The sequence below is a fragment of the Cellulomonas oligotrophica genome (assembly GCF_013409875.1).
Lineage (GTDB): Bacteria > Actinomycetota > Actinomycetes > Actinomycetales > Cellulomonadaceae > Cellulomonas > Cellulomonas oligotrophica.
Map to the genome: position 1 here is coordinate 2,395,782 of NZ_JACCBK010000001.1, position 15,046 is coordinate 2,410,827.

Here is a 15,046-nt window from a genome sequence, read left to right on the forward strand (position 1 = left end):
ACCCCGTCATCCGTGACGGACGTGATGGTCGATCCCGTCACAGACGACGGGTTCGGCGGGTGGGCGGTCGGCGGGGGTCAGGGGGTTCGGGCGGGGAGGGTGAGGGTGAAGGTGGTGCCCGTGCCGGGGGTGCTGGTGACGGCGACGGTGCCGCCGTGGGCCTCGACGAGGGACTGGACGATGGCCAGCCCGAGGCCGGAGCCGCCGGGCCCCCGGGCGGGGTCGGCCCGCCAGAACCGTTCGAACAGGTGCGGCAGGTGCGCCGGCGGGATGCCGGGGCCGGTGTCGGCGACCGTGACCTGGTGACGGGTGGCGCCGGGCGTGACGGTCACGGTCACGGCGGCGTCGGGGGGCGTGTGGGTGGTGGCGTTGGCGACGAGGTTGCGCAGCACCTGGGCCAGGCGGGTGGGGTCGCCGAGCACGGGTGCGGGGGCGGCGACGAGGCGGATGCGACGGTCGGGGTCGACGACGCGCGCGTCCTCGACGACCTCGGCGGCGAGCGCGCCCAGGTCGACGGGCTCGGCGGCGAGGGGGGTGCCGGCGTCGGTGCGGGCCAGGGTCGCGAGCTCGTCGACGAGGGTGCCCATGCGGGCGAGCTGGGTGGCGACGCGCTGCATGGCGTGCTCGCGGCGGGCGGGGTCGTCCAGGGCGCCCTGCTGCTCGAGCTCGACCCAGCCGGTCGCAGCGGTCAGCGGGCTGCGCAGCTCGTGGGACGCGTCGGCGACGAACGCGCGGACGCGGTGCTCGGCGTCCTGCTGCGCGTCGAACGCGGAGTTGACGGTGCGCGCGAGGCGGGCGATCGCGGGGTCGTCGCGGTCCTGGACGGGCAGGCGGCGGGTGCGGTCGCCGGCCGCGACGGCGTCGGCACGGTCGGCCATGGTGCGCAGCGGCTGCAGCCCGCGTCCGACGATGACGACGGCGGACGCCACGACGACGGCGATCGACACGACGGCGCCCACCGCGACGAGCGTGACGAAGGCGTCGACGATCGCCTCCTGCTCGGTGGTGTCGACGGTGAGGACGACGTGCACGACCTGGGTGGCGGTGCCGTCGCGCTCGAGGGTCAGGTCGAGGTCGGCGGTGGGGATGCCGACGGCGAGGTAGTGCCCGGCGGCGGCGACGGGCTCGGCGGCGTCGACGGCGGCGAGCGCGTCGGCGTCGGCGGGGTCGACCTGGGAGCTGGCGAGCACCGTGCCGCCGGACCCGACGACGACCACGCCCCGCAGCCCCGTCTGGCCGCCGACCAGCCCGCGCAGGTCGTCGTCGTCGAGCGTGATGCCGTCCACCGCGGCGAGGGCGCCGCGGGTGCGCTCGGCGGTGGCGGCGAGGTTGTCGCGGGACCGGTCGGCCAGGACGTGGGACACGATGAGCGTGGTCGCGCCGGCGAACGCGAGGACGACCACGGCCATCGCGGCGACCATGCCGACGGTCAGCCGGCGGCGGATCGAGCCCACCTCAGGCCTCCGGGGCGCGGACCGCGTACCCGAACCCGCGCACCGTGCGGATCAGGGCGGGGTGCCCGTCGTCGACCTTGCGCCGCAGGTTCGACACGAAGCGCTCGACGACGTTCGTCTCGCCGCCGAACCCGTAGCCCCAGACCTGGTCGAGGATCTGCCCCTTGGACACGACGCGGCCCCGGTGCTCGAGCAGCAGCGCGAGCAGCCGGAACTCGGTGGGCGAGAGCGCGACGGGTGCGCCGGCGCGCTCGACGCGGTGGTGCGCGGGGTCGAGCAGCAGGTCCGCGCAGCGCAGCACCCCGTCGTCGGCGTCGGGCGCCGGGCCGGGTGCGGTGCGGCGACGCAGGACGGCCTCGATGCGGGCGACGACCTCGACCGTGCTGAACGGCTTGGTCACGTAGTCGTCGGCACCCAGCCGCAGGCCGCGCACGCGGTCGTCGACGGCGTCGCGCCCCGAGAGGAACAGCACGGGCAGGTCGGGGTCGCGGCGGCGCACGAGCTGCACGAGGTCGAACCCGTCGAGCCCGGGCATCATCACGTCGAGCAGCACGACGTCCGTCCCGTCGGACCCGAGCACCGCGAGCGCGGCCACCGCGTCGGGGGCGTCGGTGACGTCGAAGCCGGAGAACGTGAGCGCCTGGACGAGCATCTCGCGCACGTCGGGGTCGTCGTCGACGACGAGGACGCGCGGGCTCATGCGGGCATCATCGCGCGCTCACGCGGGGACGGGCGCGAGGGTGGCGGTGCGGCGGCGGCGCAGGCCGGTGCCGGCGAGCGCGAGGCCGACCAGGCCCCAGGCGACGACGACGAGGACGGCGCCGGGGTCGACGGGGTGCCCGTCGGACAGGGCGGTGGCGGCGTCGCCGTAGGCGCCCAGCGGCAGCAGGGCCGCGAGGGTGCGCAGGGGTGCGGGCGCGGTCTCGACGGGGACGAGCCCGCCGAGGGCGGCGAGCTGGAGCGCGGTGAGGACGGCGAGGGCGAGGACGCCGGTGCGGCCGCCGCGCAGGGTGGCGCCGGTGGCCAGGAGGGTGAGCGCGACCGCGGTGAGGAGCGTGAGCGCGCCGACGGCGAGGGCACGGTCGGGGTCGGTGCCGAGGGCGGCGACGGCGGCGGTGACGACGACGCCCTGCAGCGCGGCGACCGCGAGGCGTGGTGCGAGGACGGCGCGCAGGAGCCGGGAGGTCGCCGCAGGTGCGTCGAGGTCGTCGGGGCGCAGGCCGCGGCGGCCGACGAGGAGGGTCGCGAGCGCGCCGAGCCACAGGGCGACGGCGGCGGACGCGGCGCCGAGGCGCCCGTCGACCGCGGCGAGGGGTGAGGTGGTGACGCCGACGGGGCGGGTGACGACGGACGCGATCTGCTCCTGCTGGGCGGTGGTGGTGGCGGGTGCGGCGTCGGCGCCGTCGGCGAGGCCGTCGGCGAGGTCGCTCGCGCCGTCGGCGAGGTCGTCGGTGCCGTCGGCGACCTGCCGGGCTCCCTCGGCGAGGTCCTGGGTGCCGGTGGCGAGGTCGTGGGTGCCGCCGGCGGCGGTCGCGGTGCCGTCGGCGAGGGTGCGGGCGGAGTCGGCGGCGCCGTCGGCGCCCGTGGCGAGGGCGCCGGTGCCGGACGCGAGCTGGTCGGCCCCGGCGTCGACCTGGACGGCCGCGGCCGACAGGCGGGCCGCGGCGTCGGTGAGGCCGGTGAGGCTGTCGCCGAGGGTGGCGGTGCCGGTGGCGACGGTCCGCGTGCCGGTGGCGAGGTCGGCGCTCGCGGTGGCGGCGGCGTCGAGCTGGGCGCAGAACGCGGCGGACGGCGACGCGAGGGGGCACTGGGCGGCGAGCTCGGCGAGGCCGTCGGCGAGTGCGGCGGCGCCGTCGGCCGTGGTGGTGGCGCCCTGCGTGAGGGACGTCGAGCCGGTGGTGGCGGCGGTCGCGCCGTCGGCGAGGGCGGCGGTGCCGTCGACGAGACCGGTGGTGCCCGTGGTGAGGCCGCTCGCGCCGTCGGCGACGGTGGCGGCGGAGCCGGCGAGGGTTCCGAGCCCGTCGGCGAGCGCGCCGGCGCCGGCGGAGAGCTGGTCGGTGCCGTCGGCCAGGGTGACCGTGGCCTCGGCGAGGCGGGCGGTCCCGTCGGCGAGGGTGCCGGCGCCGTCGGCGAGGGTCCCGGCGCCGTCGGCGAGGGTCCCGGCGCCGTCGGCGGCGGTGCCCAGGGAGGTGCCGAGGGTGTCGACGCCGGCGAGGACGTTCTCCAGGTAGGCGGTGGTGACCTGGTCGCCGAGGGTGTCCGCGGCGGCGGTGGTGACGGCCTGCGCGGCGAGGGTGGCCACGTCGGTGCTGGTGGGGTCGGTCTGCAGGTCGAGGCGGGCCTGCTCGGGGTCGTCGGTGCCGGCGGAGAGGACGGCGGCGGAGAAGTCCTCGGGGATGGTGAGGACCGCGTGGTAGGTGCCGTCGGCGAGGCCGGCCCGCGCGGTGGCGGCGTCGGTGGTCTCCCACCCGAGGGTGGGTGTGCCGTCGTCGGGGTGCACGAGCGCGGCGGTCAGGGCGCGGCCCGCGGCCATGGGCTGGTCGCCGGTGACGATCATGTCCTCGTTGACGATCGCGAGCGGGACCTGGTCGACGGCGTCGGTGCGGCTGCTCCAGGACCAGGCGAGCAGCCCGCCGGTGAGCAGGGGCAGCAGGACGCCGGTGACGAGGACCTGCGTGACGGTGCGGCGGCGGGCGCGGGACGGGGTGCGCGGGGTCATCGGTGCGCCTCCTGGGCGACGGGGGCGGTGGGGCGCGGCGCCGGGCGGGGCGGGGCCGTCGGCGACGGGCGGTCCTCCGGGCGTGCGGCGGTCTGCGGGATGAGCAGCACGACGGTGGCGCCGTGCCGGACGAGCACCGCCGCCAGGTCGGTGTCGGGCGGCCCGGGCAGGACGAGGACGTGGGCGCCGTGCACGTGCGCGACCGCGGCGACGAGCAGCCGCCGCTCGGACCGGGTCAGGGCGTCGACCGGCCCGCGCAGGCCGGTGATCTGCCCGACCCGCGCGACGAGGTCGGCGCGCCGGCGCCGCGGGGTGCCGAGCAGCGCCAGCGCCCCGGCGACGTGCCGCTCGACGGTGCGGGCCCGCAGGGGCGGGTCGGCGACGACGAGGGCGGTGGCGCGCCGCACCCGCTCCCGCTGCTCGGGCAGCACGAGGCCGCCGACGGCGACGTCGCCGCCGACCCGGGCCCGGCCGGTCAGGGCACGGGCCGCGGCGTCCGCGGCGGCGTCGCTGCCGACGGTGACGACCGTGACGGCACCAGCCGGGGCATCGACGTCCAGGGGCGTGTCGCCCGGCCGGGGCACGAGCCCGCGGGCCCGGACCGCCGGGGCGTCGGGGGCGGCCGCGGCGCGGGTGGCGTCGAGGGACCGGACGACCGCCTCGCCCTCGACGTCGACCACGGGCAGCCGCCGGGCGAGCCACCCGGGCATCCACCAGGCCCGGTCGCCGAGGAGCACCAGGACGGCCGGCACGAGGGTCATCCGGACGACGAACGCGTCGACGAGCACCCCGACGGCCAGCCCGAACGCGATGGCCTGGAGGGTCGTGGACCCGCCGGGCACGAACGCGGCGAAGACGGCGACCATGATGAGGGCGGCGGCCGCGACGACGGGCGCGGAGTGCGTGAACCCGGCCAGCACCGCCCCGCGCGCGTCGCCGTGGTGCGTGTACTCCTCGCGCATGCGGCTGACCAGGAACATCTCGTAGTCCATCGCCAGGCCGAAGAGCACGCCGATGACGAGGACCGGCAGGAAGCTCACGACCGGCCCCGGCTCGGCCACCCCCACGAGGTCGGCGCCCCATCCCCACTGGAACACCGCGACGATCGCCCCGAGGGACGCACCCACGGAGAGCAGGAACCCCACCGTGGCCTTGAGCGGGACCGCCACGGACCGGAAGACCAGGGCCAGCAGCACGAGCGACAGCCCCACCACCGTCGCGCCGAACGGCACGACCGCGTCCGCGAGCAGCTCCTGCACGTCGATCGTCACGGCCGTGCTGCCGGTGACGAGAAGGTCGGTCGCCCCCGTCTGCGCCTCGATCGCCGGCGCGGCCTCGCGCAGCCGGTGGACCAGGTCGACCGTCGCCGGGTCGGACGCGCCGCCGGGCGGGACGAGGCGCACGAGCGCGGTGTCGGCCGCCGCGTTCGGCGTCGCGGCCGTGACCTCGACGACCCCGTCGACGTCACCGACCGCCGCCGCCAGGTCCTCGACCGTGGCGCGCGGGTCGTCGCCGCCCAGGATGTCCGCGGTGATCAGCAGCGGGGCGGCCGACCCGGCGCCGAAGGCGTCCGCGACCGCGTCGGCGTGCGCCCGCTCGGGCGTGCCGGGCTCCCCGCCCTGCCCGCCGGTCAGCGCCAGCTGCAGGTCCGCGGCGGGCAGCGCGGCCGCGCCCAGGCCGAGCACGACCAGGACGACGGTGAGCACCGGCACGCGCGTGACCAGGGCGACCCAGCGCGCCGCGAGCGACGGGCGTCCCGCCCGGGCGGGGTGGGTCCGGGGGGCCCGTGGCCGGCGCTCGCGGGGGCGCAGCCGCGTGCCGAGCAGCAGCGCGACCGCGGGCAGCAGCGTCAGCGCGGCGGCGACGGCCAGCGTCACGGCGAGCGCCCCGCCCAGTCCCATCCAGGTCAGCACGGGGATGCCGACGACGACGAGCCCGACGAGGGACACGACGACCGTCGCACCGGCGAACACGACGGCGCTGCCGGCGGTGCCCAGCGCCCGGGCCATCGACTCCCGGGGCTCGACGCCGTCGGCCAGCTGCGCGCGGTGCCGCGACAGCACGAACAGCGCGTAGTCGATGCCCACGGCCAGCCCGAGCATCGACGCGAACGACGGGGTCGTCGTCGAGATGGTGGCGGCCGACGCGGCGAGCTGCAGGCCGGCGATCGTGGCAGCCACGCCGAGCAGCGCGGTGAGGATCGGCAGGCCGGCGGCGACGAGGGAGCCGAAGGTCAGGGCCAGCACGACGAGCGCGACGCCGAGCCCGACGGCCTCGGCGGTGTGGCTGGCGCCCGCGCCTCCTCCCCCGTACGCGTTGCCGCCGACGGTGGACGTCACGCCGGCGGTGTCGACGACGGCCGCGTCGCGCAGGGCGTCGAGGGTGGCGTCGGACGGCTCGGCGTCCTCGAGCTGGACGGTCGCGAGGGCGGCGTCGTGGGCGGCGGTCACGTCGACCTTCTCGGCGGCGGTGACGCCCGCGACCCCGTCGACGGCCTCGACGGCGGCGAGCGACGCCTCGACGGCGGCCCACGCGTCGGGCGCCGTGACGTCCTCGCCCCGGTACAGCACCTGCGCGGAGGCGCCTGCGGCCGCGGTGCCGAACCGCTCGGCGAGCACGTCCATGCCCTGCTCGGACTCCGTGCCGGGGATCGAGAAGTCGTCGTCGTACTCCCCGCCGTGGGTGCGGGCCAGGCCGAGGACGACGAGCAGCAGGACGGCCCAGGCGACGACGACGAGGAGCCGGTGGCGGCCGACGGCGTGGCCGAGGCGGTACAGGGCGAGCGACACGGGTCCTCCGGGTGGGGCGCGCGACCCTCACGCGCCGACCCGATCCCAGGTCACGGACCTGACGTGCCCCGGTCCACCTGCCTGACGGTTGCCTGACGACCCGGCCGCGGCGCGTCGCGGTTGTGCGTTGCTCGCAGCCGATCTACTCTCCGGATGTATCGAGTTGATACATCGGATCCGGACACGGCCGGCGCGCCGAGCGCGCACGGACGGCACGGGCCCGGCCCGACGGACGGTGAGGAGGACGGCGTGCGCGGACGCACCGACGTGCTCGAGCCGGCGATCCTCGGCCTGCTCGCCGAGTCACCGATGCACGGCTACGAGCTGCGCAAGCGCGTCAACCTCGTGCTGGGCTCGTTCCGCGCCCTGTCGTACGGGTCGCTGTACCCGTGCCTGAAGAGCCTGGTCGCGCGCGGCTGGATCGTCGGCACCGAGGCGCCGAACGACCGCACCGTGGCCAGCAAGCGGGCCCGGATCGTCTACCAGCTGACCGCCGACGGCAAGGAGCACCTGCAGCACGTGCTGTCCTCGTCGGGCCCGGCGGCCTGGGAGGACGAGAACTTCGACGTGCGGTTCGCCTTCTTCGGGCAGACCGACGCCGAGACGCGGCTGCGGATCCTCGAGGGCCGGCGGTCTCGGCTGACCGAGCGGCTGGAGCTGGTCCGCCAGTCCTTCCTGCGCACCCGTGAGCGCATGGACGAGTACACGCTGGAGCTGCAGCGTCACGGGCTGGAGTCCGTCGAGCGCGAGGTGCGCTGGCTGGACGACCTCATCGACAACGAGCGCGGCATCCGCCGCGCCCGCCCCGACGGGGGTGGCCGCCCGGCCGCCGCCGAGAACGACGCCGAGGGTCGCACCGAGGCGCACACCGAGAAGGAGCGAGGATGACCTCCATCCGCGTCGCCATCGTCGGCGTCGGCAACTGCGCCGCGTCGCTGGTCCAGGGCGTGCACTACTACCGTGACGCCGACCCGCAGACCAAGGTCCCCGGCCTCATGCACGTCCAGATGGGCGACTACCACGTCCGCGACATCGAGTTCGTCGCCGCGTTCGACGTGGACGCGAAGAAGGTCGGCTTCGACCTCTCCGAGGCGATCTTCAACTCGGAGAACAACACCATCAAGATCTCCGACGTCCCGCCGCTGGACGTCCCGGTGCAGCGCGGCCACACGCTCGACGGCCTCGGCAAGTACTACTCGGCGACGATCGACGAGTCGGACGCCGAGCCGGTCGACGTCGTGCAGGTCCTCAAGGACACGCAGGCCGACGTGCTCGTCTGCTACCTGCCTGTCGGCTCGGAGGACGCGGCGAAGTTCTACGCGCAGGCTGCGATCGACGCCAACGTGGCGTTCGTCAACGCGCTCCCCGTGTTCATCGCGTCCGACCCGGAGTGGGCCGCGAAGTTCGAGGCCGCCGGTGTGCCGATCGTCGGCGACGACATCAAGTCGCAGGTCGGCGCGACCATCACGCACCGCGTGCTCGCCCGCCTCTTCGAGGAGCGCGGCGTCATCCTCGACCGCACGTACCAGCTGAACGTCGGCGGCAACATGGACTTCAAGAACATGCTCGAGCGCGAGCGCCTGGAGTCCAAGAAGCTCTCCAAGACGCAGGCCGTCACGTCGAACATCGACGACGGCCCGCTGGCGGGCAAGAAGGAGGACCGCAACGTCCACATCGGCCCGTCGGACTACGTCGCGTGGCTCGACGACCGCAAGTGGGCGTACGTGCGCCTCGAGGGCCGCGCGTTCGGCGACGTCCCGCTGAACCTGGAGTACAAGCTCGAGGTCTGGGACTCCCCGAACTCGGCCGGCGTGATCATCGACGCGCTGCGCGCCGCGAAGATCGCCAAGGACCGCGGCGTCGGCGGCCCGATCCTGTCCGCCGCGACGTACTTCATGAAGTCGCCGCCGGTGCAGATGGAGGACACGAAGGGCCGGGCGCAGCTCGAGGCCTTCATCCGCGGCGAGATCGAGCGCTGATCCTGCTCTGAGCCCGCGCGAAGGGCCCGGCACCGAGCGGTGCCGGGCCCTTCGCCGTCCCGCCCCCGGTGCTAGTCCACCGCCCGCTGCCAGTCGAAGAGCCCGACGGGTCCGTCCGGGGACGTGCTGCGCGGCAGCACCGCGGTCAGCGCGCCGCTCTCCAGGTCGACCGCCTGGAGCGAGGACAGCGACATCTCGCTGGGGCAGCCCTCGCCCCCCTCGACCAGCAGGGACCTGCCCGTGGCGCCCAGCGCCGGCCACGACACGTCGGCCGGTGCGCCCTCCCGCACGGTGCGCACGGCGTCCAGGCCGTCGAAGGCGGTCAGCGCGGTCCCGCAGACGCTCGTCCGGTCGGGCGGCTCGACCCCGACAGTGCCCGTGGCGGTCACGACGGTGCCGTCGTCGGTCAGGACGCCCACCTGCGTCGGGTACGCCTCGCCGTCGCCGAGCGTGCGGCTCTCGACGACGACTCCCGTGCGCGCGTCGACCAGGTGCAGGGTCACACCGTCGGCGCTCGTCGGCGCGGCCCCTTCCGGCTGCCGGTCGATGCACCGCACCAGCACGTGCGTGGCGTCCGACCACCCGACGGCCAGGCAGTGGTAGCCCTGCACCTGGAGCACGACCGTCGCACCGTCGCGCACCACGGTCAGATCCTGCTGGTCGAGGTCGACGTACGCGGCACCGTCGGGCGAGATCGCACCGGGGACCGACCACGGGTCGAGCGCCCCCGGCCACGAGTCCGCCGGCACCTCGCCCCGCACCTCCCCCGACAGCAGGTCGACCTCGGCCAGGTGCTCCTCCTGGTCGGCCTGCCGGTGCAGCACCGCCGTCGTGGCGCCCCGCTGCCAGTCCCGCACCTGCGACCAGCCGGCCGGGACCGGCGTCAGGTAGAGCACCTCGCCGTCCGGCTCGACGAGCAGGAGGTGCATCGGCCCGGTCGCGCCGACGAGCAGGAACGACGGGTCCTGCGGCTGCTCCGACCACAGCGCGAGCCCCGTGCCGGGCGCCGCGCCCGACAGGTCGTCCTCGGTGGCCTGGACGAGCATCGGCAGGCCCGCGACCTGCACCGTCGGCGTGCGGGGCGTCGCCGTCGGGGTCGCGGACGGGGTGGGTGCGGGCGTGGGCGCCGTGGTCGGCGTCGGTGCGGTCGAGCTCGTCGGGGTCGGCACCGCCGGGCCCACCTGCGGTGCCGGGTGCGCCCACACGACCCAGCCGATCGCGAGGGTAGCGACAGCGCCGAGCGCCCCCTCGCGTGCGTGCCGCACGACGCGGCGGCGACGCACGCGCAGCCTCGTCACGGCCAGCACGTCGTCGGGCGCACCCGCACCGTGGGCACGGGCGACACCGTCCTCGGCGGCGGACAGCAGGTCTCCCAGATCAGTCACGTCGTGCCTCCTCCGTGCCCACCAGCTCCACCCGGACGTGCTGGTCCACGACGGCCGTCGTCGCCCCCAGCCGCTGCTGCAGCCGCGCCGACCCCTCCGCCGTGTACCTCTTCACCGCCCCCTCGCTCAGCCCCAGCAGACGCGCGGTCTCCGTCACCGACACGTCGTCGAGGTGGCGCAGCACCACGCACGCACGCTGCCGCGGCGGCAGGTCGCGCAGAGCGGCCACCACGTCCCGCTCGAGGCCCTGCAGCTCGACCTCACCGGTCGGCACCGGTCGGGCGGAGGTCCGGGCGAGGGCCCGACGCTCGGCCTGCGCGGTCCGTGCACGGTCCACCGAGCGGGTGACGATCACGCGGCGCACGTACTGCTCCGCCGCGGCCACGTGCGTGAACCGCGCCCTGCTCGCGAAGGTCGCCACCAGCGCGTCCTGCACGAGGTCCTCCGCGTCCGCGTGCGTCGCCGTCACCAGCACCGCGCGGGCGATCAGCCGCGGGTATCGCTCTCGGACCAGTGCGTCCAGCACGGGTTCCCATGGTCGTGGCACTCCGCCTCCTCCGTCGTCGTGAGCAGCCGTGAGGACAACGGAGCAACCACCCCGGCCGGTTGTGCCAGGGTGGTTGCTCCGTCGGGCGTCCGGCGTGCGCAGCCACGGCGGCGCGCGACCGTGCGGGTGTCAGGGTCGGGCCGCCACCCAGTCCTGGAAGGTCGCCGAGCCCGCACCCTGCCCCGGCGCGCTCGGCAGCCGCACGACCTCGCCCGTCCGGACGTCGATCGAGACGAGGTCCGGGTCGGGGTCGAGCAGCACGTCGTCGGTGTGCACGGCCACGACCACCGTCCCCTCCGCACCAGGGACGACGCTCAGCGCACGACCGCCGAGGTCGGCGTCGGTCAGCCGCTCCCACCCGCCCGAGCGCCACACGTGCGGGGCAGCACCGGTCTCGTCCCCGCCGGTCGTCGCGACGACGACGTGGTCGCCGCCGACGTTCACGACGTCCGAGACCGGGGCCGGCTCGCCCAGGGAGATCTCGTCCAGGACGCGCTGCTCCCCGGTGCCGTCGACGTCGACGAGGACGACACGGGAGACGCCCTGCTCGTCGTCCTCCGGCTGCCCGTACAGCGTGTTCCAGCACACCGCCGCGACCGTCGTCGCGTCCCACCACCCGGCAGCGCTGCACGCCTGCTGGTCGAGGTCGACCCGGACCTCCCTCGTCGCACCCGTGACGAGGTCGGAGACGACGATCCGTCGACCGTCCTGCTGCTCCGCGAGCACCGCCCGCCTCCCGTCCGGGCTGATCGTGCCGTGCGCCCCCGGGCGCAACGGTCCGGCGACGACCTGCACCGCGTCGTCGCGCACGACCTGCAGGACGACGCCCTCCCCCTCGGACGCCGTCCACACCTGCGACCCGTCGGCGGCCACCCCGGCGAGCTCGAGGAGGTCGTCGACGTCGCGGTCGTCCAGCACGACCCTCCCGCTGAGGAGGTCGAGGGTGGCGAGCACGCCGGTCCGACCGTCGGCGAGGTCGACCGTGACGACCGCGGTCGACCCGCCCGACCAGGCAGCCAGGTCCACCGGACGTTCCAGGTCGACCACCAGGTACCCCGTACCGTCGGGAGCGATCACCGCGACGGACCCGGCCGGACCCTCGTCGTCGCCCGCACCGCCGCCGACCGCGAGCGTCCACCCAGGACCGGTCCGGTCCAGCAGCCCCGGAGGGGCCTCGTAGAGCGGAGGCATCCCCGTCCTCGTCACCACCGCGAGACCGGTCACGTCTTCCCGCCCCGTGACGGCCGGCGGGGCTGCGGGCTGCGAGGGCGGGCGCTCCACCCACCAGCCGGCCGCAGCGACCAGCAGCACAGCGCAGACGACCGCGCCTGAACGCCGCGCCGCGCGGGCGGCACGCCGTCGGCGCACGTCACGTCGGAGAGACCTGAGGACCTCCGGACCGGGAGGGTGGGCCTGCTCGCTCGCGCGGAGCGCGTCCAGCGCCGCGCCCAGCCGGGCATCGAGGTCATCGCTCATCGCTGGTCTCCTCCCGCTCGAGCACCTGGACGGTCGGTCCGTCGGTGGTGGAGGACGTCGTCCCGAGCCGGGCGTCGAGCCGGGCCAGACCGTCCGAGACGTGCTTGGCGACGGAACCCTCGCTGAGGCCGAGCAGCTGAGCGGTCTCCTGGACCGACAGGTTGTCGAGGTGCCTCAGCAGCACGCACGCGCGCTCACGTCGGGACAGCTCTGCGAGTGCCGCCATCACGTCGGCTCCGAGCACGTCGGGCTCGGGGTCGGACGTCGCCCACCGCGCCCGGGCGGCGAGCAGCACGGCCGTCGCCCGGTCGCGCCGCCGCCGTCTCCTGCCGACGAAGAGCGTCACGACCGCTCGGCACACGTCCTGCTCGGCCTCGTCCACCGAGGCGAACCGGGCCCGCGCGGAGAAGGCGACGACCAGGGCGTCGTGCACCAGGTCGAGCGCATCGACCCGGGAGCCCGTGACGAGCGTCGCACGCGCGACGAGCGCGCCGTACCGCTGGTCCACCAGCGCGTCGAGCGCCGTCCTCCACCCACCGTCCACGCGTACCCCCGGGGTTGCAGCACCACGCCCTGACGCCGGCGTGCTGAGAGTTGAACGCCGCACGGCCGCGCGCGGTTGGGGGCGCGCGACCGTGCGGGTGTCAGGGTCGGGCCGCCACCCAGTCCTGGAAGGTCGCCGAGCCCGCACCCTGCCCCGGCGCGCTCGGCAGCCGCACGACCTCGCCCGTCCGGACGTCGATCGAGACGAGGTCCGGGTCGGGGTCGACGAGCACGTCGTCGGTGTGCACGGCGGCGACGACGGCGCCCTCGGCGCCCGGGACGATGCCGAGCACACGACCGCCGAGGTCGGCGTCGGTCAGCCGCTCCCACCCGCCCGAGCGCCACACGTACGGCGTCGCACCCGCGACGTCCTGCCCGACCGCTCCGAGCACGACGCGCTCACCGCCGACGTGCACCACGGAGCCGTACGGGGTGGGGTCGCCCTCCCCGACGACGGCGAGCACGCTCGGCTGCGCCGCACCGGTCACGTCGACGAGCACCAGACGGGTCGCCGTCGGCGCGCCCGGCTCGCCCTCGCCGAGCCAGTGGTCCAGACCCTCCCAGCAGAGCTGGAGGATCGTCGTCGCGTCCCACCAGCCCAGGTGCTGGCAGAGCTGCCCGGCCAGCCCGGACGGGACCTCGGCGCTCGCACCGGTCGACAGGTCCGACACGAAGACCCGCGTCGCCGTGGCGTACTCGACCAGCGCGGCACGCCGGCCGTCCGGGCTGACGGTGCCCCGGCCTCCGCTGCGCACCGGCTCGCCCAGCACCTGCACCTGGCCGTCCCGGACCACCTCGAGCAGGACACCGAGGTCCGCGTCGACGGCCGTCCACACCTGGGCGCCGTCCGCGGTGGTGCCGACCAGCTCCTGGAGCCGGTCCACCACCGGCTGGTCGGCGGTCACGTCACCGGTCCGCAGGTCGAGGGTCGCCCGGACGCCGAACGTGCCGTCCGCGAGGGCGAGCGTCACGACCGCGGTCGGCCCGCCCGACCACGCGGCGAGCTCGACGGGCTCGGAGAGGTCGGCGAGGAGGTACCCCGTGCCGTCGGGCGCGACCGCCGCGACCGAGCCTGACGGCGCCTCGCCCGCACCGTCCCCGCGGCTCGTGAGCAGCGTCCACCCGTCCCCGGTGCGGTCGAGAAGACCCGGCGGCGCCTCGTAGAGGTCAGGCATCCCCGACCGGGACACCACGGCGAGGCCCGTGACGTCCTCACGGACGGGTCCGGTCGGCGCCGCACCCGTCGGCGCGGGCGCCGGTGCGCCCGCCGTGCTCGTCGGCGACGGGGTCGGGGCGGGGCTCGCCGACGACGTCGGCTGCGGAGGCGTCGCGGGCTGGGGCGCCGGACGCACGCCCCACCACCCCGCGACCGCGACCGCGAGCACGGCGACAGCCGCCACGCTGGCGTGACGCGTGGTGCGGGCGGTCCGACGGCGGCGCACGTCGCGGTGCAGGGACGTCAGATCGCCAGGGTCGGGGCGCGTGCTCTCCTCGCGCGCCTCGAGCGCGTTCAGCGCGGCTCCGAGCCGGGCGTTCAGGTCATCGGTCACGGCTGGTCTCCTCCCGCTCGAGGACGTGCACGGTGGAACCCTCGCCCGCCGGGGACGCGGTGGTCCCCAGGCGGGCGTTGAGCCGGGCCAGGCCGTCGGAGACGTACCGCTTGACCGCTCCCTCGCTGAGCCCGAGCAGCTGGGCGGTGTCGCGCACCGACAGGTCGTCCAGGTGCCGCAGCAGGACGCACGCGCGCTCGCGCGGCGAGAGCTCGGCGAGGGCGGCGACGACGTCGGCACCCAGGACGTCGGGGTCCGGGTCGGACGTCGTCCCGTCGGTCCGGGCCGCGAGCCGGGCGACGGCGTGGTGCTCACGCCCCCGACGGCGGGTCCCGTCGACGAACCGCGTCATGATCGCGCGGCACACGTACTGCTCGGCCTCGGCGACGGACCCGAACCGGGCCTTCGCGGAGAACGTCGCCACGAGCGCGTCGTGCACGAGATCGAGCGCCTCGGCCCGTGACCCCGACACCAGGGTCGCGCGCGCGACGAGCGCCCCGTACCTCTGCTCCACCAGCGCGTCGAGCGCCGGCTGCCACCTGCCGCTCACACGTCCCCCCAGGGCACCTGCACCATGTCCTCCTCCGGAACGGTCTCGGGAGTA

General features: G+C 76.1%; 12 protein-coding genes. 2 read left to right on the plus strand and 10 right to left on the minus strand.

Annotated features, from left to right (window positions below):
* Nucleotides 1–77 precede the first annotated feature (77 nt).
* Genes BKA21_RS10895 through BKA21_RS10910 form a run of 4 tightly spaced genes read right to left on the minus strand, consistent with a single transcriptional unit; the run spans nucleotide 78 to nucleotide 6,962 of the window.
* Nucleotides 78–1,454 carry a sensor histidine kinase gene (locus BKA21_RS10895; protein WP_140458211.1) on the minus strand — a complete coding sequence of 459 codons (1,377 nt, stop codon included), beginning with the start codon at nucleotides 1,452–1,454 and terminating at the stop codon, nucleotides 78–80.
* Between the two features lies 1 nt (nucleotide 1,455).
* Nucleotides 1,456–2,154: a response regulator transcription factor gene (locus tag BKA21_RS10900; RefSeq protein WP_140458212.1), complete on the minus strand. Its 699-nt coding sequence runs from the start codon at nucleotides 2,152–2,154 to the stop codon at nucleotides 1,456–1,458.
* An 18-nt stretch (nucleotides 2,155–2,172) separates the two neighbouring features.
* Nucleotides 2,173–4,173 (minus strand): YhgE/Pip family protein, encoded by a 2,001-nt coding sequence (locus BKA21_RS10905; protein WP_140458213.1) that lies wholly within the window; start codon nucleotides 4,171–4,173, stop codon nucleotides 2,173–2,175.
* Complete coding sequence (locus BKA21_RS10910; protein WP_140458214.1) at nucleotides 4,170–6,962, minus strand: MMPL family transporter; 2,793 nt, start codon at nucleotides 6,960–6,962, stop codon at nucleotides 4,170–4,172. Before BKA21_RS10910 ends, BKA21_RS10905 begins: the two co-directional genes overlap by 4 nt.
* A 249-nt stretch (nucleotides 6,963–7,211) precedes the next feature.
* Here BKA21_RS10910 and BKA21_RS10915 point away from each other — a divergent pair, with 249 nt between their 5' ends.
* Together BKA21_RS10915 and BKA21_RS10920 are read left to right on the plus strand one after the other, a co-directional pair.
* Nucleotides 7,212–7,850: a PadR family transcriptional regulator gene (locus BKA21_RS10915; protein WP_140458215.1), complete on the plus strand. Its 639-nt coding sequence runs from the start codon at nucleotides 7,212–7,214 to the stop codon at nucleotides 7,848–7,850.
* Complete coding sequence (locus BKA21_RS10920; protein WP_140458216.1) at nucleotides 7,847–8,941, plus strand: inositol-3-phosphate synthase; 1,095 nt, start codon at nucleotides 7,847–7,849, stop codon at nucleotides 8,939–8,941. The genes BKA21_RS10915 and BKA21_RS10920 overlap by 4 nt, the downstream gene beginning before the upstream one ends.
* A gap of 71 nt (nucleotides 8,942–9,012) precedes the next feature.
* Here BKA21_RS10920 and BKA21_RS10925 read toward each other — a convergent pair whose 3' ends face one another.
* The 6 genes from BKA21_RS10925 to BKA21_RS10950 all read right to left on the minus strand — a co-directional run bounded on the left by BKA21_RS10925 (nucleotide 9,013) and on the right by BKA21_RS10950 (nucleotide 14,992).
* Nucleotides 9,013–10,326 carry a hypothetical protein gene (locus tag BKA21_RS10925; protein ID WP_140458217.1) on the minus strand — a complete coding sequence of 438 codons (1,314 nt, stop codon included), beginning with the start codon at nucleotides 10,324–10,326 and terminating at the stop codon, nucleotides 9,013–9,015.
* Nucleotides 10,319–10,852: a sigma-70 family RNA polymerase sigma factor gene (locus tag BKA21_RS10930; protein ID WP_239072853.1), complete on the minus strand. Its 534-nt coding sequence runs from the start codon at nucleotides 10,850–10,852 to the stop codon at nucleotides 10,319–10,321. The genes BKA21_RS10925 and BKA21_RS10930 overlap by 8 nt, the downstream gene beginning before the upstream one ends.
* A gap of 150 nt (nucleotides 10,853–11,002) precedes the next feature.
* Nucleotides 11,003–12,064, minus strand: coding sequence for a hypothetical protein (locus BKA21_RS10935; protein ID WP_179625356.1), 1,062 nt, complete (start codon nucleotides 12,062–12,064; stop codon nucleotides 11,003–11,005).
* Between the two features lie 274 nt (nucleotides 12,065–12,338).
* The gene (locus BKA21_RS10940) at nucleotides 12,339–12,893 is read right to left on the minus strand and encodes an RNA polymerase sigma factor (protein WP_140458220.1); all 555 of its coding nucleotides are present in this window, start codon (nucleotides 12,891–12,893) and stop codon (nucleotides 12,339–12,341) included.
* A gap of 100 nt (nucleotides 12,894–12,993) precedes the next feature.
* Complete coding sequence (locus BKA21_RS10945; protein WP_140458221.1) at nucleotides 12,994–14,442, minus strand: hypothetical protein; 1,449 nt, start codon at nucleotides 14,440–14,442, stop codon at nucleotides 12,994–12,996.
* Nucleotides 14,432–14,992 carry an RNA polymerase sigma factor gene (locus BKA21_RS10950; RefSeq protein WP_140458222.1) on the minus strand — a complete coding sequence of 187 codons (561 nt, stop codon included), beginning with the start codon at nucleotides 14,990–14,992 and terminating at the stop codon, nucleotides 14,432–14,434. The genes BKA21_RS10945 and BKA21_RS10950 overlap by 11 nt, the downstream gene beginning before the upstream one ends.
* Nucleotides 14,993–15,046 lie beyond the last annotated feature (54 nt).